This is a genomic window from Chryseobacterium sp. IHB B 17019, from assembly GCF_001456155.1.
Lineage (GTDB): Bacteria > Bacteroidota > Bacteroidia > Flavobacteriales > Weeksellaceae > Chryseobacterium.
This window is the reverse complement of the sequence record NZ_CP013293.1, coordinates 1,786,310-1,806,937: the sequence shown is the minus strand read 5'-3', so window position 1 is coordinate 1,806,937 and position 20,628 is coordinate 1,786,310. Positions and strand designations below refer to the sequence as shown.

General features: G+C 35.7%; 23 protein-coding genes. 7 read left to right on the top strand and 16 right to left on the bottom strand.

The features are described from left to right. Positions 1-112: 112 nt before the first annotated feature. From ATE47_RS08370 to ATE47_RS08345, 6 genes are all read right to left on the bottom strand, one after another. Positions 113-691 (bottom strand): hypothetical protein, encoded by a 579-nt coding sequence (locus ATE47_RS08370; protein ID WP_062161538.1) that lies wholly within the window; start codon positions 689-691, stop codon positions 113-115. A 104-nt stretch (positions 692-795) separates the two neighbouring features. Next, a complete protein-coding gene (gene nudK / locus ATE47_RS08365) occupies positions 796-1,377 on the bottom strand; it encodes a GDP-mannose pyrophosphatase NudK (RefSeq protein WP_062161537.1) in 582 nt (193 codons plus the stop codon). Positions 1,378-1,409: 32 nt separating this feature from the next. Beyond that, positions 1,410-2,315 carry a TIGR01777 family oxidoreductase gene (locus tag ATE47_RS08360; protein ID WP_062163494.1) on the bottom strand — a complete coding sequence of 302 codons (906 nt, stop codon included), beginning with the start codon at positions 2,313-2,315 and terminating at the stop codon, positions 1,410-1,412. Between the two features lie 28 nt (positions 2,316-2,343). Continuing rightward, the gene (locus ATE47_RS08355) at positions 2,344-2,688 is read right to left on the bottom strand and encodes a hypothetical protein (protein ID WP_062161536.1); all 345 of its coding nucleotides are present in this window, start codon (positions 2,686-2,688) and stop codon (positions 2,344-2,346) included. Further along, positions 2,685-3,296: an HPP family protein gene (locus ATE47_RS08350; protein WP_062161535.1), complete on the bottom strand. Its 612-nt coding sequence runs from the start codon at positions 3,294-3,296 to the stop codon at positions 2,685-2,687. Before ATE47_RS08350 ends, ATE47_RS08355 begins: the two co-directional genes overlap by 4 nt. After that, positions 3,297-4,199 (bottom strand): arginase family protein, encoded by a 903-nt coding sequence (locus tag ATE47_RS08345; RefSeq protein WP_062161534.1) that lies wholly within the window; start codon positions 4,197-4,199, stop codon positions 3,297-3,299. It abuts the gene before it with no gap. A gap of 169 nt (positions 4,200-4,368) precedes the next feature. On the opposite strand from ATE47_RS08345, the gene ATE47_RS08340 reads away from it, so the two are divergent. The 6 genes from ATE47_RS08340 to ATE47_RS08315 all read left to right on the top strand — a co-directional run bounded on the left by ATE47_RS08340 (position 4,369) and on the right by ATE47_RS08315 (position 8,725). After that, entirely contained in the window at positions 4,369-4,701 is a 333-nt protein-coding gene (locus ATE47_RS08340; RefSeq protein ID WP_062161533.1) for a single-stranded DNA-binding protein, read from the top strand. A 13-nt stretch (positions 4,702-4,714) separates the two neighbouring features. Further along, entirely contained in the window at positions 4,715-5,170 is a 456-nt protein-coding gene (locus ATE47_RS08335; RefSeq protein WP_228376341.1) for an HRDC domain-containing protein, read from the top strand. A gap of 144 nt (positions 5,171-5,314) precedes the next feature. After that, complete coding sequence (gene hisS, locus ATE47_RS08330) at positions 5,315-6,667, top strand: histidine--tRNA ligase (protein ID WP_062161532.1); 1,353 nt, start codon at positions 5,315-5,317, stop codon at positions 6,665-6,667. Between the two features lies 1 nt (position 6,668). Beyond that, on the top strand, positions 6,669-7,316 hold the full coding sequence (locus ATE47_RS08325) for a GNAT family N-acetyltransferase (protein ID WP_062161531.1): 648 nt from the start codon (positions 6,669-6,671) through the stop codon (positions 7,314-7,316). 57 nt (positions 7,317-7,373) lie between these two features. After that, positions 7,374-7,910: a PH domain-containing protein gene (locus ATE47_RS08320; RefSeq protein ID WP_062161530.1), complete on the top strand. Its 537-nt coding sequence runs from the start codon at positions 7,374-7,376 to the stop codon at positions 7,908-7,910. Between the two features lie 17 nt (positions 7,911-7,927). After that, positions 7,928-8,725: a class I SAM-dependent methyltransferase gene (locus tag ATE47_RS08315; RefSeq protein WP_062161529.1), complete on the top strand. Its 798-nt coding sequence runs from the start codon at positions 7,928-7,930 to the stop codon at positions 8,723-8,725. 52 nt (positions 8,726-8,777) lie between these two features. Here ATE47_RS08315 and ATE47_RS08310 read toward each other — a convergent pair whose 3' ends face one another. The 3 genes from ATE47_RS08310 to ATE47_RS08300 all read right to left on the bottom strand — a co-directional run bounded on the left by ATE47_RS08310 (position 8,778) and on the right by ATE47_RS08300 (position 10,957). Next, a complete protein-coding gene (locus ATE47_RS08310) occupies positions 8,778-9,038 on the bottom strand; it encodes a YtxH domain-containing protein (RefSeq protein WP_062161528.1) in 261 nt (86 codons plus the stop codon). A 97-nt stretch (positions 9,039-9,135) separates the two neighbouring features. Continuing rightward, positions 9,136-9,978, bottom strand: coding sequence for an isoaspartyl peptidase/L-asparaginase (locus ATE47_RS08305; RefSeq protein WP_062161527.1), 843 nt, complete (start codon positions 9,976-9,978; stop codon positions 9,136-9,138). Between the two features lie 91 nt (positions 9,979-10,069). Continuing rightward, positions 10,070-10,957, bottom strand: a complete 888-nt coding sequence (locus ATE47_RS08300) for a cyanophycinase (protein WP_062163492.1) — start codon at positions 10,955-10,957, stop codon at positions 10,070-10,072. 202 nt (positions 10,958-11,159) lie between these two features. On the opposite strand from ATE47_RS08300, the gene cphA reads away from it, so the two are divergent. Next, entirely contained in the window at positions 11,160-13,787 is a 2,628-nt protein-coding gene (gene cphA, locus ATE47_RS08295; RefSeq protein ID WP_062161526.1) for a cyanophycin synthetase, read from the top strand. A 49-nt stretch (positions 13,788-13,836) separates the two neighbouring features. Here cphA and ATE47_RS08290 read toward each other — a convergent pair whose 3' ends face one another. The 7 genes from ATE47_RS08290 to ATE47_RS08260 form a co-directional block, all read right to left on the bottom strand. Next, on the bottom strand, positions 13,837-14,295 hold the full coding sequence (locus tag ATE47_RS08290) for a hypothetical protein (RefSeq protein ID WP_062161525.1): 459 nt from the start codon (positions 14,293-14,295) through the stop codon (positions 13,837-13,839). 23 nt (positions 14,296-14,318) lie between these two features. Next, complete coding sequence (locus tag ATE47_RS08285; RefSeq protein ID WP_062163491.1) at positions 14,319-15,503, bottom strand: hypothetical protein; 1,185 nt, start codon at positions 15,501-15,503, stop codon at positions 14,319-14,321. A gap of 106 nt (positions 15,504-15,609) precedes the next feature. Beyond that, entirely contained in the window at positions 15,610-16,443 is an 834-nt protein-coding gene (locus tag ATE47_RS08280) for a type 1 glutamine amidotransferase (RefSeq protein WP_062161524.1), read from the bottom strand. A gap of 32 nt (positions 16,444-16,475) precedes the next feature. Beyond that, positions 16,476-17,597, bottom strand: a complete 1,122-nt coding sequence (locus tag ATE47_RS08275; protein WP_062161523.1) for a carboxylate-amine ligase — start codon at positions 17,595-17,597, stop codon at positions 16,476-16,478. A gap of 29 nt (positions 17,598-17,626) precedes the next feature. Next, complete coding sequence (locus tag ATE47_RS08270; protein WP_062161522.1) at positions 17,627-18,580, bottom strand: ATP-grasp domain-containing protein; 954 nt, start codon at positions 18,578-18,580, stop codon at positions 17,627-17,629. Between the two features lie 39 nt (positions 18,581-18,619). After that, positions 18,620-19,333, bottom strand: coding sequence for an alpha/beta hydrolase-fold protein (locus ATE47_RS08265; RefSeq protein WP_062161521.1), 714 nt, complete (start codon positions 19,331-19,333; stop codon positions 18,620-18,622). A gap of 33 nt (positions 19,334-19,366) precedes the next feature. Further along, positions 19,367-20,578: an ATP-grasp domain-containing protein gene (locus tag ATE47_RS08260; protein ID WP_062161520.1), complete on the bottom strand. Its 1,212-nt coding sequence runs from the start codon at positions 20,576-20,578 to the stop codon at positions 19,367-19,369. Positions 20,579-20,628 lie beyond the last annotated feature (50 nt).

The following is a 20,628-nucleotide window of genomic DNA, read 5'->3' as shown; positions in this document are numbered from 1 at the left end:
GACATAAATTATACTTAAATATTTTGTCTTTTACAGGTACTTTTACGATGTGTTTAGTTATATCGTATTTGGTTTTTAAATATTTATTATTAGATGTTTAATAAATGTTGGCTTACTCCGTCTTCTGATAAATATGCGTAAGCTTTGAATCCTTAATAAAACTTTCCAGACTAGTATTTTTATCGGCTTTTTTATTGGTAAGCTCAAAATAATAAGCCATCATATTCGGAAATTTCGGGTCTTTGCAGGAAATTTTAAACCTTTTTACTGTTGGGTCTGAACTTAAAAAAGTTAATTCAGAAGCGTTATTGAACTTAATTTTATTCACATCAAAAGCATCCTTCCAGTTTTTCTGTAGTCGGGCAAACCTTTTCTGCGTTCTGTCACTGTCCTCATTGTCAAACTTATCAACTTGAAAATCAGTAAGAAGCTGAGGGTAAACCAAACCTTCCTGTAAGATTAATTTTGTGATCTTATCCGATTTATCATAAAAAACAACCTTATCTTCAAACTGAACCTGGTCATCTTTTACAGAGATAGTTCCGGAAAATCTTTTATAATTTTTCTTTTTATAATTATTTTTAAAATGCTCTACGGCAGCTTTGTCTTTTGGACCCGGTTTTTCAGTTTTTTGTGCTAAAATATTGATAGACAGTAGTAAAGAAAGACTGAAAGAAAGTAGCAGTTTCATATAATTTGATTTAATTAGATTCTCTTTTTTCCAGCAAAGCACTTGCCAATTGTGGTAAAACAGAGGTTTTTAACAATATTGATAGTAAATAAAGTTCCAGGATTTTATAAAATATTTTTTAAACGTATAAATTGAAGCAGCATAATGGTTTTCGCATCTTTAATTTCATCGTTGTCAATCATAGCTAATGCTTCATCAAATGAAAGTTCCAAAACTTCAATATTTTCCCCTTCGTCAGCGAGTCCACCTCCGTTTGTAACTTTCATTTCATTGGAATATTCTGCAACAAAAAAATGAAGAATTTCCGTAACCGAACCCGGAGACATATACGCTTCAAAAACTTTCTCCACCTTCGAAATCTTGTATCCGGTTTCTTCTTCGGTTTCCCTTTTGATGCACTCTTCGGGGTTATCGTTGTCCAGCAGGCCAGCGCAGGCTTCGATCAACATTCCGTCCGGATTTCCGTTGATGAAAGTCGGCAATCGGAATTGTCTTGTCAGAATTACGGTTCCTGAGATTTTATTATACAGCAAAATTACCGCTCCATTTCCTCTGTCATAGGCTTCGCGGCTTTGTGTTTCTGAGGTTCCGTCTTTTTTTAAGATGTTAAAAGTGACTTTTTTTAAGGTGTACCAGTTATCTGATAAAATTTCAGTTTTTAAGATGTCTATCTTCGTATTCTGCATTATTAATTTTGTTTTTATATAATTTTAATCAATTATTTCTTTAGTAAATCCTTCAAAGTAATTGTAAGATCAGGAAATTCAAAATGAAAGCCTGTCTCCTGAATTTTCTGTGAAGAAGCTCTTGAACCTTCCAGCAAAGCATCCGACAATTCCCCAAAGATCAGTTTCAAAACAAAACTTGGAACATTGGGCATAAATAAAGGTTTTCCCAAGACTTCAGCCATTTTTTTCGTTAAATCTTCGTTGGTTATATGTTGTGGTGAAACCGCATTATAAGCACCATCAATCTCTGAATTTTTTAAAGCAAATTCATAAATCGAACAAATATCTTTTATATGGATCCAAGGCATATATTGTTTTCCACTTCCCAACGGTGACCCGATTCCAGATTTTATGGTTGGAAGCATTTTTTTTAAAGCTCCGTCTTTTTCGGAAAGTACTACAGCTGTCCGGATTTTTACTACTCTTTCTGCTAAATTTTGCTCTTTGAAATCATCAGCCGCTCTTTCCCAAAGAATAACAACCTCGCTTAAAAAATCGTTTCCCGGACCATCTTTTTCTGTGAAAATTTTATCGGTTGTTTTGGTTCCGTAGTAATTTATTCCTGATGCGGTAATGAATGATTTTAACTTAATGTTCTTTTTTTGTAAAGTTTTTAAAATCAAATTTGCAGAATCTACACGACTTGAGATCAGTTCCTTTTTTCGTTCATCGGTCCAGCGTTTTTCAGAAATATTAGCTCCCGCCAGATGAATAATGTGGGAAATATTTTCAAAAGCATTTTCATCAATTGTTCCATTGCTGAGATCCCACTCAAATTCATTTTCATGCTTTTTTTTTCTTGTTAAAAAACGAATGGTATAATCTTTTTCAAGCTTTTTTGCGAGTTCTTTTGCAACTAAACCGCCGGCTCCTGTTATGAGAACAACTTCTTTCATATTGATAATTTTTAAGCTTAACATATATTTATGCTTGATTTTTTACAATCAGAATAAAGTCGTCATCCAGAAGTTTATAGCCATAGTCGTAAACGAATTTGTATTCAGAGCCGTTTTTATAAACTTTTAGATTAGTAAAGTATTCAAAATCAAAACCTAAGCTGTCCAGTTTGGATTTGGAAACTTTGGTTTTTCCATCAACATTTATTTCTACAAGAATCCTGTAATTCTTGCGAAGCTTATTATTAATATTTCGCATCAGATTGCTGGAATCCTTATTTTGTTTATTGTTATAGGCGTTTCGGCAGGCATCATTGCAAAACTTTTTATCTGACCGGCCGATAATTTTTTCGCCACATTCGAGACAATTCATAATTTTTTACTTTTCATTTTGTGTGTATGTTCGTGCTTTTTCTTTAATAATTTTCTGAATCTGGTGTGAGTAGGATAGCTTCTGTTGGGAGTAATATTATTAAAAAATAATGCCACAATCAATAATATGATGCATCCCGTTAAAACCGGTGAAAGTACATACCAAAACCCAAGCTCTGGGATTTTTCCTGTAGAGCTCACCGCGATCAATGCTGTTGCGCCGCCGGGTGGGTGTAATGTTTTAGTGTACTGCATCAAAACAATGGAAAAAGCTACGGCTAAAGGCGCAGAAAGCCAGATTATATCAGGAACAATTTTGTAAACAGTGACTCCTACAAGTGCAGAAATTACGTGCCCTCCAACCAGATTTCGAGGCTGAGCCAACGGACTTTGAATAGCTCCGTAAATTAAAACGCTTGATGCTCCAAAAGAACCGATCAGAAAGATATTTTCTGTTGCGGAAAGCGTGTGTGACTGGATAAACGCAATAATCCCGATCCCGAAAAATGCTCCCAGAAACGACCAGAAATGCTCTTTGTAATCTACCAGTGTTTCCTTATAAATTACATATTTTGAAACTCTGAACGTTCTTTTTAGGGTCTTCTTCATTTAATCTTTGTTGTTTATAATTTTAATTAGATTTTCAATAAAAGGTTGAGTATATTCACCATTCGGATCATAATCCGGATCCAGGATAGTGATTTCAATTCCAAAACTTTTTTCGTTGTGAATTAAAGGTTGTAGAATTTCTTTCAGATTGTCATAATCTATTCCGTCTTCCATTCTGCTGTCGACACAAGGCATGATATTATCATTCAAGACGTCAACATCAAAGTGAATGAAGAAGCCGTCTAAATTTTTTTCGTTAATTAAGCTTAAAAAGTCTTCAGAAGTTTTTCTGAAACCATTTTTTCTTAATTGATATAAATCAAAATAGTGAATTTTAGAATTAATAATTTGTTCAACATATTCTTCGTCATCTGTTTCCGCATTTCCAATACAGAAAATATTTTCTTCTAAGAAATAAGGTTTTTGGTTATTAATATTCGTTAGTTTGTCATGTCCTAAGCCAGAGACAATGGCAAGATCCATTCCGGCAACACCGCCACTCGGAGAAAGCTTTGGCGGAATATAATCTGTGTGACCATCAAGATAAAAAAGCCCAAAATTTCCCATTTGTTTTAAAGCAACAGCTGTACCAATAAGTATGCTGCAATCGCCGCCGAGAATGATATTAAAAGTATTGTTATTTGAATTTTTAAGGATAAGTTCAGATTGTTTTTTGGCGTATTCAATGATTTGATCCGGATTCTTTACGCCAGTTTCTTTGTCAAAATTCATTGTATATCTGGGAGATGCAAGCCTGAAAATATTTTTAGGAGCAATTTTTTCATGAAAGCCAAATTTTCTGAGCCACTCGGGAAGTTTCTTCACTCCAGGCTCTATCTCATGCTCTTTTTTTGTAAGTCCCAGATTGAATGGAAATTCAAAAAGATTAATTTCCTTTTTCATATTTTATATTTAATCCAAAGATACAAAAATATCCGTTTGCAAACGACTACAAATGAATTTAAATAGTTTTTTACCGGCTCCGGGTTCCGATTTCCCCAATCTTTGCAACAGAGATTTGAGAAAAGAGGTGAGCGTCTCTAATCTAATAATAATTTAAAAACAATTTTGTATGTCACTAAGAAATAAAGTAACATTAATCGGTTACACAGGAAGAGAAGTAGAAATGGTAAACTTCGACAATGGAAATGTAAAAGCAAGCGTTTCATTGGCTACAAGCGATCATTATACCAATGCGAAAGGTGAAAAAGTGGAAGAAACCCAATGGCATAATTTAGTAGCTTTTGGAAAAACAGCGGAAATTTTTCAGAAATATGTTCCAAAAGGTAAAGAAATTGCCGTTGAAGGAAAACTGACTTACAGGTCATACGATGATAAAGACGGTGTAAAAAAGTATATAACGGAGATCAGGGTAGATGAAATTCTGCTTTTAGGAGGTAAATAATCTAAAAACACAAATGATGAAAGTAAAAGTTTTTAAGATAAGATTAGCCGGGGAATTCCTTTACGAAGATCAGAAAACATTAGACACTTTTTTGGAATCCAATGATATTATGAAAGTGGAAACAGCTTTTGTAAATGATGAAAATTACTGGTCTGTAGTTTTGTATTTTGATGAACTTAAAATTACCCAAAACAAGGTGAAAGATCCAAAAGCCGCAAAATATTCTGCGGAAAGTGAAAATTTAAATTCTGATGAAGAAAAAATCTTATATGCTCTGAAAGAATGGAGGTCAGAGAAGGCTAAAGAACAAAACCTTCCGTCTTATTTCATTGCTACCAATAAAGAGCTGACATCCGTTGCTAAGTACAAGCCTGCAAAGAAAGAAGAATTGCTGGATATCAAAGGCTTTGGGAAGCATAAGATTGAGAATTATGGCGAAGAAATCCTGGAAATTTTAGAAGGTATTTGATTTAGGGGATAAGTAAACACAAATGATGAAGGAAACGATGAGCTGGAGAAGAATATTTCTTCAGCTTTTCATTTCCGCGAAAAGTCCTTTCAATTCCTTATTTTTGCAAGACTTATATATTAATCATCATTTATCAATTATAAAATGAAGCCAAGTTTAGCAAAAGGGACGAGAGATTTTACAGCACTGGAAGTTGCAAGAAGAAGATATATCATCAATATTTTACAGAAAAACTTCGAGTTATTCGGGTTCCAGCCATTGGAAACACCGAGCTTTGAAAATCTATCGACTTTGACAGGAAAGTATGGGGAAGAAGGAGATCGCTTGATTTTTAAGATTTTAAATTCAGGGGATTATACTTCAAAAGTAAATCAGGAAGATTGGGAAAATAAAAGTCATCAGAAATTGATTTCTCAGATTTCGGATAAAGCTCTTCGTTACGACCTTACCGTACCTTTTGCAAGATTTGTAGCAATGAATCATGGGCAACTTACTTTCCCTTACAAACGTTACCAGATCCAGCCGGTTTGGAGAGCAGACCGCCCTCAAAAAGGTAGATTCAGAGAGTTTTACCAATGTGATGCGGATGTTGTGGGAAGCGAAAGCCTTTTGCAGGAAGTGGAATTAATTCAATTATATTTAAAATCATTTTCAGATTTAAAAGTTCCGGTGACTATTCATCTCAACAACAGGAAAGTTCTTTCAGGATTGGCTGAATACGCTGGAATTACGGATAAACTGATTGATTTCACGGTCGCTCTTGATAAATTAGATAAAATTGGAAAAGACGGCGTTGTCAAAGAATTATTGGAAAGAGAAATTTCTCAGGAATCGATTGATAAACTGGATTTCCTATTCACTCAGTCTGCCGATGCGTTGAAAAATCTTCTTCAGCTAAAAGAGAAATTTGCAGGAAATGAAATTGGATTAAAAGGCGTCGAAGAACTGGAATCTGTTATCACCCAATCGTTAAACCTTGGTGTTGATATACAAAATCTTGTTTTCGATATTACGCTAGCTAGAGGTTTGGATTATTATACCGGAGCAATTTTTGAGGTGAAAGCGAATGAAGTTCAGATGGGTTCCATCGGCGGTGGCGGAAGATATGACAATCTTACAGAAGTTTTTGGGGTGAAAAATATCCCGGGAATTGGTATTTCTTTCGGACTTGACAGGATTTATCTGGTGATGGAAGAATTGGGACTTTTCCCTGAAGAAGCAACTTCAAAAGTAGAATATTTATTTGCCAACTTTGGCGGAAATGAAGTTTCGGAAGCTTTAAAATTGATTAAACAATTAAGAGAAAAAGGGGTTTCCGCAGAAATTTATCCTGAAAATGCAAAGATCGGGAAACAGTTCACCTATGCAGAAAAGAAAGGAATTAAAAATCTTGTTTTTTTAGGAGAAGAGGAAATTAAAAATAAAACAGTTACTTACAAAGATCTTGAAGCCGGTGAGCAGAAAACAGTTTCTTTGGAAGAGTTTTTAAGTAATTAAATTGAAAAAAGAGGTTTCTAAAGATATAGTGGAAAAATGGTTAAAAGGCTGGTCTTTGTCAAGAGATCTGCCTTTGCCAATTCAATATCAGTCTGGTTTTAAGGTTGAAGTTGGGTACGAAAACCAAAAATCCCGTTATGTATTTACGGAACCAAATGATGACTTTTTTCAATTGGCAGAATTTATCGAGGAACCATGGGTTTTTCTGAAAATCTGTACTTCTTTTAATGAATTTAAAGATAAAATTCCTGAAAAATGGCAGGTTCAGCCACAAGGATATATGATGTCCTGTTTTCGTACGATGACTTTTCCTGAAGTTAATTTGCCTGATGATTACAGATTGGAATTTGAAGAATACCACTCAACTTTTCTTGTAAAAATTGTTACGAAAAATGATGAAGTAGCTTCAATAGGGCGGCTTATCATTATTGAAGATCTGGCTGTTTATGATAGAATTTCAACGGAAAATAATCATAAAAGAAAAGGACTCGCAACTTTTGTAATGAAAGAATTGGAAAAGACTGCTTTATCAAAAGGTATTTACAATAATTTCCTGGTAGCAACAGAACAAGGCAAAATCTTATATGAATCGCTGGGTTGGGAACTTTACAGTCTTTATACTTCAATTGTAATTCCATCTAAATTTTAATTGACATTAAATTATTTCACAAAGAAATAGTAATTTAGGCTCATAAACTTATCGATTATGAGTGAAAAATCCAGATTTGACGAAATAAAAGATCAACTTGAAAAATTAGATATAAATCCGACCTTTTTTGCCAGAAAAGAAATTCGTGAATTACCGAATGTACTTTCTGAAGATGAAAAAATTGTATATCTGGTGGAAGGAAGGAATAAAACAACCACTCACCATATTGTTTTGGTGGCCACAGACAGAAGGCTGATTTTCATTGATAAAGAAGTATTTTATGGCTTGAAGGTTGAGGATTTTTCTTACGACAAAGTCACATCAATACAATATGAAAAAGAGTTTATGCTGGCTTCAATTGATATCATTGTTTCCGGAGAAATGCTTGAGATTGACGGAGTTGGGAAGTACGAAGCGGAATTGTTCTGCGAAAAAGTGAGAGATTTTATGGCCCGTCCAAAGGAGTATTTTCAGTCAAAAGCTGAGCCAAGTATTTTAGACCAGTTAGAACAATTGGGAAAATTAAAAGAAAGCGGAGTTTTAACGGAAGATGAATTTCAGGAACAGAAGAAAAAACTTCTTGCAAAACTTTAATTATTAAACTAAAACCAATGGAAAACTATCTCGAAATTAATAAAAACTCATGGAACGCCAAAGTGGACCCACACCTGAAATCGGATTTCTATTTTGTGGATGAATTCCTGAAGGGAAGAAGTTCTCTTAATTCCATTGAATTAGAGCTTTTAGGAGATATAAAAGATAAAACGATTCTGCATTTGCAGTGTCATTTTGGTCAGGATTCTATTTCTTTATCAAGAATGGGAGCGAAAGTTACCGGCATTGATTTATCAGATAAAGCGATTGAAGCAGCAGAAAAACTAGCTCAGCAATCCGGTACTGATACGAAGTTTATCTGTACAGATTTATACAACCTTCCCAATATTTTAGGTCAAAAATTTGATATCGTTTTTACAAGTTATGGTACAATTGGCTGGCTTCCGGATCTAGGTAAGTGGGCGAAAGTTATAAACCATTTTCTAAAGCCCGATGGAAAATTTATTATGGCAGAATTTCATCCTGTGGTGTGGATGTTTGATGATGATTTTAAAGAAGTAAAATATAATTATTTTAATGAAAAGCCAATTGTAGAAACCTATGAAGGAACTTACGCCGATCAGTCTGCCGATATTGTTCAGGAGTATGTCATGTGGAATCATCCGTTGGCTGATATTCTTCAAAATTTAATACAAAATGATATTCAGATAGAAAAATTTAAAGAATTTGACTGGTCGCCTTATCCATGTTTCAGACACGTGGAAGAATTTGAAAAAGGAAAGTGGAGAATCCCACAATTCGGAGATAAAATACCTCTGGTTTTTGCTATTGAAGCACAAAAAAAGTCATCGTAATTATAAAAACTACGATGACTTTTGTATATATGAATGTTAAAATAAACTAGTCTTAACCGTTATAGGTTTCCTGTGTTTTGTTCACAGTATCCTGCGCTTTGTTTTTGAATTCATCAGCTTTTTCCTGAACCTGGGATGCAACATTGTTGGCTTTATCCTTAAGATCGCTTCCCCATTTATTCAAATTGTCTTTGGCATTATTGATCTTATCTTTTACAGCTTGTTGTTCCTCAGGAGATGAATTTTTATATTTCCAATATGCTAATGCTCCTAAACCAAGTAGTGCTAATAAGCCTTTTGTTTTATTTCCCATGATTCTTATTTTTAAATGTTAATATTAAATTTTGTTATAAGTAATCATGTAAAATGTGTGCCAAAAAAATAATCAGACTTATAAATTAATGTTAAATTTAATTGAAAACTTCAAAATTTTCACCATCAAAACTTGCAAAAACCATAGTAGGATGAGAATCCTGATGGTAAATTTTTCCGTTTTTATCAATGGCAATCGCACCCGCAAAGCCGTTGATTGTTTTTAATTCTTCAAAAGTTTTTGTAAAAGCATTTTCCAAAGACATTCCGTCAGTAACTCTGGTAACGATCTTAGCAGCAGTGGCATTGCTTACAATATCTTCACCTACGCCTGTACAGCTTACCGCACAGAAAGAATTGGCATAATTTCCGGCAACGGTCGCAGAATCGGATATTCTCCCGGGAATCTCAAAACCTTTTCCTCCGGTAGAGGTGGCAACAGCTAGTTTTCCGTTTTTATCAATCGCTACACAACCTACAGTGCCTTTTCCGCCGTTATTGAGTTTTGCTTCATATTCTTTTCTTCTTTGAGGGATTTCAGTTGAAAAATTTTCAAAACCATGTTCGCTTGCATAATGTTTTGCACCATTTCCTCCCAAAATCCTGTCGTCTTCCTTCATCAATTCTTTCGCCACAAAAACCGGGTTTTTTACCTCCTGAATATTGATTACACCGCTTAATTTCTGGGTTTCACCATCCATAATCGCGGCACTCATCCTGATCACACCATCACTTTGAATTTGCGAACCGATTCCTGCATTGTATAATTCGTCATCTTCCAATAAAGAAACAGCGTATGCCACTGTATCAAATGCAGAATGAGTTTGCAGGTATCCAAATGCTTTTTGAGCAATATTTTTTAAAGAATTTTGTTTGGCTGTTTTCACCTCATTGCTTTGATCGCTTTCAGAGAAAAATCCACCGTGGAGAATAATTTTCATAATTATTATAATTGATTATTGATAAATGATAATTGATATTTTGACGAAGTTAATTAAAACCATTCATCATTTATCAATTAACATTTATAATTTATCTGTCTTGTGGAATCGGGTTAAATTGTGAATTTTCAATAGTTAATGTCTTTGTTATCAAGTCATAATGATCATTCATGGACATTACGTGAACCGTCAGATTATCAATAGAAATGGGCTCGCCAAGATTAATATTGGTAAGATTGGTATCTTTAATAAATCTTCCGTCCACCAATATAACAAGTCCGGAACCTACAGCCGTCATCACATCATTATGAATGAAAAGTCCGGTGTCTTCTCCCAAACCGATTCCCAACGTTCTCGGGTTGTTTACAACAGCCTGGAAAAGCCTGCCAATTCTACCTCTTTGTACAAAATGGGTATCAATAATTACGTTATCTATTAAGCCTAAACCTTGTGTCGTTTTGATTTCACCTTTAAGCAAGGCTTCCGAGCTGCTTCCCTGATAGATCATGTTTTCAGAAGCTGCGGCGGCTCCGGCAGAAGTTCCGGAATAGATAAAATCCTGTTCCTGATATTTTAATAGAATCGTATCATGAAACCTTGTTCCGCCAAGAATTGAGGTTAATCTCAACTGATCTCCACCCGTAAACATCACCACATCTGCTGCATTGGCTCTTGCAACCATTGCATCAGAATTGGCTTCTCCACGATTGTGAATATCCAGGATATTAACATTTTTGGCACCAAGAAATTCGAATGCTTTTTTGTATTCTGTACCTACAATCTGGGGGATTTGTGAGGCCGTAGTTACAATTTCTATTACAGAATTTTCCTTGAGCTTAGATTCGTTAATGATTTTTCTTAAAATTCCTCTTTCAAAGAAATTAAGGTTTTTTTCGATATTTTGATCAAAATCGGTTTCTGCAAAACTTCCTTTGTTTACAGCACCTCCGATTACAATTAATTTTCCAACAGGTTTCATCATATTGTGCAAATTTAAAAAATTATTAACATTTGGCGAAATCCGTGCCATATTTAGATTGATTCTGAGTATTTTATAATTGTTAATAAATTTTCTATATTTTTTAATAAATGTTTAACTGTGTTATGGTTTCATTTAGGCTTTTACATTATCTTTGAATTTAAATGAAGTTCTTGTTAACTATAAAAAATGCAAATAGACTATGAAAATTGAGAAGATACAGGCATTACGCGGACCTAATATCTGGAGTATCAGACGAAAGAAGCTGATACAGATGAGATTGGATCTCGAGGAAATGGAGAATTATCCAACTAATAAAATTGATGGATTCAGGGAAAGAATTGAAAAGCTGATGCCCTCATTATATAGCCACAGATGCTCGGAAGGAGTACCCGGTGGCTTTTTCCACCGTGTAGAAACAGGAACCTGGATGGGACATGTCATTGAGCATATTGCCTTGGAAATCCAGACGTTAGCAGGAATGGACGTAGGCTTCGGAAGAACTCGTGAAACGAGGACGCCAGGGATTTATAATGTAGTATTCAATTATCTTGAAGAAAATGCAGGGATTTATGCAGCGGAAGAGGCCGTAAAGATTGCTGAAGCTCTTATTAACGGACAAGAATATGACTTAAATGCGTGTATTCAGAAATTAAAAGAAATCAGAGAAAGGGTTCGTTTGGGTCCATCAACAGGAAGTATCGTTGAGGAAGCGGTTTCCAGAAAGATTCCCTGGATTCGTTTAGGAACAAACTCCCTGGTACAGCTTGGTTATGGCGTGAATCAACAGAGATTTCAGGCGACAATTACCGGAAAAACAAGTTCAATTGCCGTAGATATTGCATGTAATAAAGAATTAACGAAAAGAATGCTTCATGATGCTGCAATCCCTGTCCCGATCGGTGATCTGGTAACTCATGAAGAAGAATTGGATGCTGTGATCAGAAAAATCGGTTATCCGGTTGTTATCAAACCTTTAGACGGAAATCATGGAAAAGGCTCATCTATTAATGTTAATGATTGGGAAGCCGCAAAAATAGGCTTGGAACATGCTCAGAAATATTCAAAAAAAGTAATTGTTGAAAAATATATTACTGGCTATGATTTCAGGGTTTTAGTCATTAATAATAAAATGGTTGCAGCTGCAAGAAGGGTTCCCGCCCACGTTGTAGGTGACGGAGAGCTGAATCTTCAGCAACTCATTGAAAAAGAAAATAAAGATCCGAGAAGGGGTTACGGCCATGAAAATGTTTTGACCGAAATTGAAATTGACAAAGACACCACAGAGCTTCTCGAAAAACTTCAATATACATTAGAAACAATTCCTCAGAAAGGAGAAGTTGTATACCTGAAATCGACCGCCAATCTTTCGACAGGAGGAACTTCCATTGACGTGACAGATATGATCCATCCGGAAAATATCACAATGGCAGAAAGGATTTCTAAAATCATTGGCCTTGATGTCTGCGGAATTGATATTATGGCTGAAAACTTAACCCAACCTTTAAAAGAAAGTGGTGGTGCGATCATCGAAGTGAACGCAGCTCCGGGATTCAGGATGCACCTTGCTCCAAGTGAGGGACTTCCAAGAAACGTTGCCGCGCCTGTAGTGGATATGCTGTATCCACCGGGAAAACCTTTCACCATTCCTATCATTGCCGTGACGGGAACAAATGGAAAAACCACTACTACAAGATTAATTTCTCATATCGTTAAAAGCAACGGTTACAGAGTTGGTTTCACTACATCGGACGGAATTTATATTCAAAATACGATGTTGACAAAAGGTGATACCACAGGGCCGCTTTCAGCTGAATTTATCTTAAAAGATCCAACTGTGGAATTTGCCGTCCTGGAAACTGCAAGAGGTGGAATTTTACGTTCAGGACTTGGCTTTTCACAATGTGATATCGGTGTTTTAACCAACATTGAAGAAGATCATTTAGGAATGAATGATATTCACAACCTGAAAGATCTGGCGCGTGTGAAAAGGGTTGTTCTCGACAGCGTAAAGAAAAACGGGTGGAGTGTCCTGAATGCAGATAATGAGTATTCTATGAAGATTCTCAATGATCTGGACAGCAATGTCGCTATTTTCAGTATGAATGAAAATAATCCTCATATTCAGAAGTTTGCAAAAGAGGGAAAGATCACCTGCGTGTTCGAAGAGGGTTTTGTAACAATCAAAAAAGGCGACTGGAAAATCAGGATCGGAAAGGCAAAAGATTTCCCGATTACTATGGAAGGTAAGGCTAAGTTTATGATTGAGAATGTTTTAGCGGCAAGTTTAGCTTCTTATCTTTACGGTTTTGGGATCGAAGATATTTCTAATTCTCTCCGGACTTTCATTCCAAGTGCACAATTGACACCGGGAAGATTGAATGTCTTTAAATTTAAAAATTTTAAGGTTTTAATTGATTTTGCCCATAATCCATCTGGTTATGAAGCCATTGAAGATTATTTGAAAAATGTGGAAGCCAATAAAAAAATCGGAATTATTTCCGGAGTGGGAGACAGACGTGATGGTGATATCAGGGAATGCGGAAGAATTGCAGGAAGAATGTTTGACCATATCATTATCCGAAATGAAAAACATCTTCGCGGAAGAACAGAAGAGGAAATTAACGGGTTGATCATCGACGGAATGCAGTCTTCCGGAAGAAATGTAAGCTATGAAATCATTCCAAAAGAAATCGAAGCCCTGAAACATGCTATGGGAATGGCGGAAGAAGGTACTTTCATCACCGCATTGAGCGACGTGATTTCTAATGCCATTGACCTTGTTCAGGAGTATCAGGCAAAGGAATTGCTCGAGGATGATAAGATATAAATGAATTATTTAAAGTTTCGGCGGCATCGAAGATGCCGCCGAAACTTATTTATAGATTTTCCCAGTTTTTTCTTATCTGTTTCATTTTCTGTAGATAAAAATATAAAGGGATTAATTCTAATCTGATTGTAAAACTGATGTTCGGAACTGTAAAAGGTATCACTGCCATCATAATTATACAAATAGCAATACCTACAATAGCATCAATTACTGCAGTCTGAGGTGCCCACTTTTGCTCAAACCAGAGCCCATAAGCAACAATACCTTTATAGATTAATAAAATACTCAATAAGAATCCCGTTAATGTATAAGGATGAGTTGCCGTAATTCCGTAAAGGGATAAATCTACCTTATTCAGGAAAAGCCCAGCCATAAGCAAAACTGTTGCAACCGAACCCCCGATTAGAAAGAACCATATAAAAATTTTAATCCATACGGGTAGCAAGCTTCTCCTTCTTGCAAAATTATTCTTTACTTCAAATTCTTCAAAAACAGAATTGTTTTCCATTGTATATTAGCTTTTAATTAAAATTATTCTTCCGCAAAAAAAGCATTAGAACTACCGATCCAAATCGCATCCTTCTTGTTAAAATCTACATTTACCATGGCAGCTTTCGTCATTCTGCCAAGATTTTCTAGTAGGATAGGACGGTCGTCATTTTCGCGCCAAATATACAACAAACGGATCTCTGCTTTCGAAAATTCACCGTTAATATCTTCAAAAATCGATTCGTAAGTTACTTTTCTCTGTAAGATGTAATTTTCTTTATCCTCAATAGCATCCGTTATTTCTTTGGTTGGATTTAAATTAACTCCACTTCCTGCAAACGAAAATAAAGGCTTCAAAACAAAATTTTCAAGCTTTTCGTTTTCCGGAAACTCATGTAAAAAATAACTTTTCGGGACAAATTGATGTTTCAGCATCGGTAAAAGAAATTTTGAAATTTTAAAGAACCAATTCGGGTGTGTAACCCAGGTTACATCAACATCTTCTCGGAAATCAAACTCTATTTTCAAGTCGGGAATTCTATCTAATTCATCAAAAATCACACGGTTGTAAATTCTTTTTATTTCAATCAATTTACCATCGTTTTCATAAAATAATTTTCGGCCTTGTTTTTTTATTTTGGTTAAACAAACTGTTTTTATTCCTAATAATTTTTCAGTAAAAATAAAATCAATTGCTGTCTTTTGTTTTTCAGGATAAATTTCAAGAAGAATAACATTTTCAGGATTTTCATTACCTACAATTAACTCTTTTAAGTAATTCTTAAACTCTTCATGAGGCATCTTATTCCTGACTTCGGAAAGGAAAGGATAGACTTCACAAAATGTATCTTCAAATACTTTTTGAAAAGCATATAAAGAAGGAAAGGCTTGCAATTCAATTAATTGTGGTTCAATTTCACCGTTTTCGTTTTTACAGACTCCAAAATCTATGGTGAAGAAATGAGGTTTGTCCGTATCATTCGGAACCCGGCAATTGTCGGGGATTGCTTTTTGTAAAGTTTCGTAAGGTAAATTTTTAATCTGATCGATAATGCTTTCAGTCGCATCAATGAGCTTATCTTCAAATTTTTTAGTTAAAAAAATCGGACTTTCGGAAATTCTGAAGCTTGGCGCCAGCCCACTTTTTTCTTTTAAAATTTCTTTTAGCTGATTATATTTTTCCTGTGAAAATTCCTCATTAAACTGCTTTCTGTATTTTGAAATCATATTCTTTTTCTTTTGTGATTTTAAAAAATCGGACAATTGTTGCCCGATTTTGTTATTTAATTTTTGAGATGCTGAACTGTCAAAGCGTCTGAGCTTATCTTTAAGTTTAAGCAAAAGCTTTACAATCCTTCAAAACGTTTTTTTTTGCAAACCGCAAAAATCTCGGAAGAATCTGAGCCTGAGTTAGAATAATCTTGTCTTCATCATCCATTCGGTCAATGGTTTCAAGGTATTTTTCCATCCCGAAATTCTCAATCATGGCTTCCTTATTTTTGTCGTCTTTCAGGTTTTCCACCATTCCTGCAGGATTGGCTTCCGGATGGAATTGTGTTCCAAAGATTTCCTCCGAAAAACGAATAGCCATCACCGCTCTTTCCAGATTGATATGAGGACGGAACTTTTCAATCGCAACGATTTTCATTCCTAATTCCTCAAAACGGTCATGATTGGGCTCAATAAACTGGAATGCTCTTGAATCTACCGCATAGAAAGGATCCGGAAGGTTTTTGAATAAAAATTCCTGTTCACCTTCTTCAGTTTTATGAACCGGCATTACCCCGAAAGAATAGGATTTTCTCTTGCAGATATTTCCCAGCTCCCAATGAATACTCGCTAATTGGAATGAATGGCAGATTAAAAACAGATATTTTTTATCTTTATTAAACTTATTATGCTCAAGAACCGAGTCTAAAAATCCGGAAAATTTATCTTCCCATTCAAGCCCTTCTCTGTGCGGATCTCCGGGACCTCCTGATGAAATAAAAATGTCAAAATCTTCAATATCCGGCACTTCATTTTTATATCTTACATCAAAAACTTTGATGCTTACATTTTCTTCAGAGCTTTGCTTAAACGCTTCGGAAATTTCTTTAATATTTCTAAAGCCTTGATTTACATGATTGTTGTTCATGTCCAGCAAAGCAATTCGAATATCTTTCATACTACATTATATTTTTTGCAAAGTTACCAAAATTATAATGAAACGGTCTCCCCATGTGTTATGCCATACTCAGTTTCTGAAATCATATAATCCACCACTTTTGTAAGGTCGCCAGTTTCTTTGAAGATTTGTAACTGCCTGTCTGCACCGGTTCCGTGTTCTAAAATTTTCCAGGCATAATCTACTTCATTTCTGCATCCTAACTCATCCACAACATCATCGATAAATTCTAAAAGCTCTTTTAACAAATCCGGATAAGGAACGGATTCTTCTTTACCAAAGTCAATCAAATGAGCTTCAATTCCACTTTTGGAAGCCCGCCATTTATTTTCATTTAATAATAATCTTCTGTAGCTTCTGAAACTTAAATTTTGCTGGTGAAGCTTATAAATTTTTGCCACCAAAGCCTGCATAATCGCTGCAAGACAAACAGTTTCATCAATTCTAAGAGGCATGTCGCAAATCCTGAATTCAATGGTCGGATAGAACGGGTGAACCCTCAAATCCCACCAAATTTTCTTGGCATTGTCGATGGTTCCGGTTTTCACCAAAAGATCAACATAGCTGTCGAATTCCGCCAGAGAATTAAAAAAACTCGGAATACCTGTTCTTGGGAATTTTACGAAAATTTCCTGTCTATATGACTTAAAGCCGGTATTTCTTCCGATCCAGAAAGGTGAATTTGTGGAAAGTGCATAAACGTGAGGCAGGAAATAACGCATCACATTCTGAATTCTCACACCTTCTTCACGATTCGGGATTCCGATATGTACATGGAGCCCGAAAATAAGGTTTCCACGCGCTACATCGCCCATATCATCAACAATTTTGTTGTAACGCTCGCCATCGGTGATGGTGTTGTGTTCCCAGTTTGAAAAAGGGTGTGTCCCGCCTCCCGAGACTCTAAGGCCTTGTTCGTGAGCTGTTTTAATGAGGTGTCTTCTTAGATTTGTGAGCTCAGCTCTTGCTTCCTTAATGTTTTGACAGATGCCTGTTTCCATTTCGATCATGGATTCATGCATTTCGTGCTTTAAATTTTCACTTAAAACGGCTTTCCCGCCTTCAATAATTTTCGAAACATGAGAGATCAGATCTCTGCTCTCAACATCAATAATCTGATATTCTTCTTCGATTCCAATAGTAAATTGATGCATTTTTTTTCGTGCTTTTATATATTTTATGTTTATTTTACTGAATCTTTTACGAAAGTACCCCAAGAGATGTTGGGTTTTCCGGGAACATATTCTTTCGCTTTTTCTATGGCCAATTTTGCAGAATGTTCTACAATCCAGGCGAAGTTTTCTTCACCTACAGCATTTCTGTCGGCATCGGGAGCAGGGTTGCAGAAGTCGATGGCATAAGGAATTCCATCTCTTATGGCAAATTCTACTGTGTTGAAATCGTAGCCCAGCGCTTCGTTCATTATAATGGTATAATCGTGAATTGTTTTTAGTAATTTTTCCAATTCTTCACCTTTCGTCTGGTGTGTGGTTTCATATCTCAAATGAGGAGCATTTCTGGGCTCATAAGGCATGATGTGAACATATTTTTTACCTAAACAATACACACGGTAATAATCATCAAAAACAATTTCTTCCTGAACCATCATTACCAATTGCTCTGTTTCGCCTAATTTATTCCACATATCTTCCGGATTTTCCACCCGGTAAACGTTTCTCCAGCCTCCGCCGTCATGAGGTTTCATATAGGCGGGGAATCCTACGTAGTTGAAAATATAATCCCAGTCGTGCGGGAATTTTAGGTTTCTGAAAGAGGTTTCCGAAGTATTTGTAGGTCTTTGATGCGAGGGAAGCAATACGGTTTTAGGAAGTGGAATCCCCAGTTTTGACATTAATGCATTATTGAAAAACTTTTCATCAGCACTCCACCAGAAAGGGTTATTTATTACATAAGTTCCGTTTAAGGCCGCATTTTTTAAATAAGCTCTGTAGAAGGGAACGTCCTGCGAAATTCTGTCGATAATCACTGCATATCCATAATCTGCACCTTGCTCAAGTTTGTCAATAGTTACAGGTTCGGCAACGATTTCTCCGCCTCCTAACTCATTTACTTTGTCAATAAAAGCCCAGGGAAATGTGTCCTCCATACCGAATAGAATTCCTACTTTTTTTGCCATAATTGATGTTTTTATATTAATATTTGAATTTAAAATTAGTTAAGAAAAGAATCTCCCGATAAATGTTGGAAAAACCATCCTCCAAAGCGGCCAGTCGTGGTTGATCCATTTTCTTTCATCATACCAGAAATCGATTCCTTTTGAGCTTAAGATATCTGCCATTTCAAGGTTTTTATCTCTGCAAATATCCTGATCAGAAGTGCTTAAAACAATGTGCATGTGCTTGTATTTCCAGGCTTCATCGTTCTTTACAAACTCTCTCGGACAGTTAAAATAGACCAGTTCATCAGAATATCCGTCCATAAAATTTCTTATGCTGAAAGCCCCCGAAAGACAAAACAGATGCGAAACCACATCCGGAAATCTGAACGCGAAATTAGCCGCATGATAACCACCAAAACTAGCTCCGGCAACGGCTACACGGTGTGTTTTATGGATTTTCTGAATGTAAGGCACAAATTCCTGAATAAGAAACTGTACATATCTTTCATAATTTTTAATACGCTGCTGTGGAGAAATATTATTATCATAAAAACTCCAGCTATCAATGGTCTGTATATTATAAAGCTTAACTTTTCCCTGTTCTATAAACCAATTGATGCTTCCATTAAGATGAAAATCATGGTTTTGTGTGTATTGACCTTGTGAAGTGGGGAACATGATGATAGGATGTCCATAATGCCCTGTTACTTCTACTTTAAGGCTTGTTCCTAAAATATTCGAATAATAATCTGTATGCTCTATCTGCGGCATTTTTTTTCTTTATTTGGGTTTAGATTGATAATTTTAACTTGTCGGTTTACTTTTCGGAGGAAGAATATTCAACATTTCTGAGTAAATTTTTTCTGCTGCAGTATCCAATCTTTCCTGAATGACAGTAGAATCAGTGGATTTGTAGACAATTCCTACGTGATAATCAATTGGTAAAAATTTCACCACTTCTTCACATTCAAATTGATTATAATCCGGTTCTTTATCTTTAATTAGAGCTATAATTAATCCCGAATAATATTCGGTAGGTTTTGAAATTTCATAATGTTTTCCTCTCAGCAGGGCATCTTCAATTTTTGCCCATTCTCTCCAGATATTGATATTGCTGGAAGCTTCTACCATATCGGGAATATGTGCTCCTCCAACTCTGGAAGACGTTTCAAGAAAATAATATTTCCCATCATCTCTGCTTCGTATAAATTCTGTGTGGGTTGCACCGTTCATCAGCCCGAAATTGGAAAGGACCTTTGCGTTCACTTCTTTCAGAGCTTTGTATTCATCAGACTGCATTCCCAATGTTTTAGACCTGAAAACACCACCTTCATGAGAAACCTGCATTGGCGGAGAAAGGTATTTTGACGCAGAAGTGAAAACAATTTCGTTATTAAATGTAAGGCTATCCACATGGTAAACATCACCCGGCTTGAAACTTTCCAGAAGGAATAAATGACGTTCTTCGCCCAAGGCATCAAGCGCGTTCCAAAGTTCATCTTTAGAGTTGATTTTTTTAATTCCTGAAGCCGATGCTTCTGAACGTGGTTTCAAAACCCAGGGAGCGGTTACATTGTCTGCAAAATGGTTTACCTCATCATTGTTGAAAACTGCCGTAAACTCAGGTACATTAATTCCTGAATCTTTGGCTTTTTGCCGCATTGCCAATTTGTCTCTGAAATATCTGTGAGTGGTCTGTCCCATTCCTGGAATTCTGAAATTTTCCCTGATCAAGGCGGCCTTTTCTACGTCATAATCATCTAAAGCTACCACAGCGTCTACTTTTCTGGTCTGCATCAGGTGAGAAAAACCCTGTATAAGATGATCCAGGTTCCAGACAGACGGCTTCATTTCGGGCATATAAAACACCTCGTCAATAGCGTGCCACGGCCAGTTTTTTTCTTTAAGATTTTCAGATGTTACTAAAATTATTTTATTACCAAGCTTCTTCATTTCATCCATGAAATCATAGCCCTTGTAATAGCACGAAATACATACTATAGTTTTTTTCTCCATATAATGTTTTTTCAATATTGATGAATTATCAAAAATAAAAGCTTATTAAT

Bases quoted from the DNA above. Each gene is read 5' to 3' on its own strand.
- ATE47_RS08370 (WP_062161538.1), bottom strand. From the start codon at position 691: ATGAAACTGCTACTTTCTTTCAGTCTTTCTTTACTACTGTCTATCAAT.
- nudK (WP_062161537.1), bottom strand. From the start codon at position 1,377: ATGCAGAATACGAAGATAGACATCTTAAAAACTGAAATTTTATCAGAT.
- ATE47_RS08360 (WP_062163494.1), bottom strand. From the start codon at position 2,315: ATGAAAGAAGTTGTTCTCATAACAGGAGCCGGCGGTTTAGTTGCAAAA.
- ATE47_RS08355 (WP_062161536.1), bottom strand. From the start codon at position 2,688: ATGAATTGTCTCGAATGTGGCGAAAAAATTATCGGCCGGTCAGATAAA.
- ATE47_RS08350 (WP_062161535.1), bottom strand. From the start codon at position 3,296: ATGAAGAAGACCCTAAAAAGAACGTTCAGAGTTTCAAAATATGTAATT.
- ATE47_RS08345 (WP_062161534.1), bottom strand. From the start codon at position 4,199: ATGAAAAAGGAAATTAATCTTTTTGAATTTCCATTCAATCTGGGACTT.
- ATE47_RS08340 (WP_062161533.1), top strand. From the start codon at position 4,369: ATGTCACTAAGAAATAAAGTAACATTAATCGGTTACACAGGAAGAGAA.
- ATE47_RS08335 (WP_228376341.1), top strand. From the start codon at position 4,715: ATGATGAAAGTAAAAGTTTTTAAGATAAGATTAGCCGGGGAATTCCTT.
- hisS (WP_062161532.1), top strand. From the start codon at position 5,315: ATGAAGCCAAGTTTAGCAAAAGGGACGAGAGATTTTACAGCACTGGAA.
- ATE47_RS08320 (WP_062161530.1), top strand. From the start codon at position 7,374: ATGAGTGAAAAATCCAGATTTGACGAAATAAAAGATCAACTTGAAAAA.
- ATE47_RS08315 (WP_062161529.1), top strand. From the start codon at position 7,928: ATGGAAAACTATCTCGAAATTAATAAAAACTCATGGAACGCCAAAGTG.
- ATE47_RS08310 (WP_062161528.1), bottom strand. From the start codon at position 9,038: ATGGGAAATAAAACAAAAGGCTTATTAGCACTACTTGGTTTAGGAGCA.
- ATE47_RS08305 (WP_062161527.1), bottom strand. From the start codon at position 9,978: ATGAAAATTATTCTCCACGGTGGATTTTTCTCTGAAAGCGATCAAAGC.
- ATE47_RS08300 (WP_062163492.1), bottom strand. From the start codon at position 10,957: ATGAAACCTGTTGGAAAATTAATTGTAATCGGAGGTGCTGTAAACAAA.
- cphA (WP_062161526.1), top strand. From the start codon at position 11,160: ATGAAAATTGAGAAGATACAGGCATTACGCGGACCTAATATCTGGAGT.
- ATE47_RS08290 (WP_062161525.1), bottom strand. From the start codon at position 14,295: ATGGAAAACAATTCTGTTTTTGAAGAATTTGAAGTAAAGAATAATTTT.
- ATE47_RS08285 (WP_062163491.1), bottom strand. From the start codon at position 15,503: ATGATTTCAAAATACAGAAAGCAGTTTAATGAGGAATTTTCACAGGAA.
- ATE47_RS08280 (WP_062161524.1), bottom strand. From the start codon at position 16,443: ATGAAAGATATTCGAATTGCTTTGCTGGACATGAACAACAATCATGTA.
- ATE47_RS08275 (WP_062161523.1), bottom strand. From the start codon at position 17,597: ATGCATCAATTTACTATTGGAATCGAAGAAGAATATCAGATTATTGAT.
- ATE47_RS08270 (WP_062161522.1), bottom strand. From the start codon at position 18,580: ATGGCAAAAAAAGTAGGAATTCTATTCGGTATGGAGGACACATTTCCC.
- ATE47_RS08265 (WP_062161521.1), bottom strand. From the start codon at position 19,333: ATGCCGCAGATAGAGCATACAGATTATTATTCGAATATTTTAGGAACA.
- ATE47_RS08260 (WP_062161520.1), bottom strand. From the start codon at position 20,578: ATGGAGAAAAAAACTATAGTATGTATTTCGTGCTATTACAAGGGCTAT.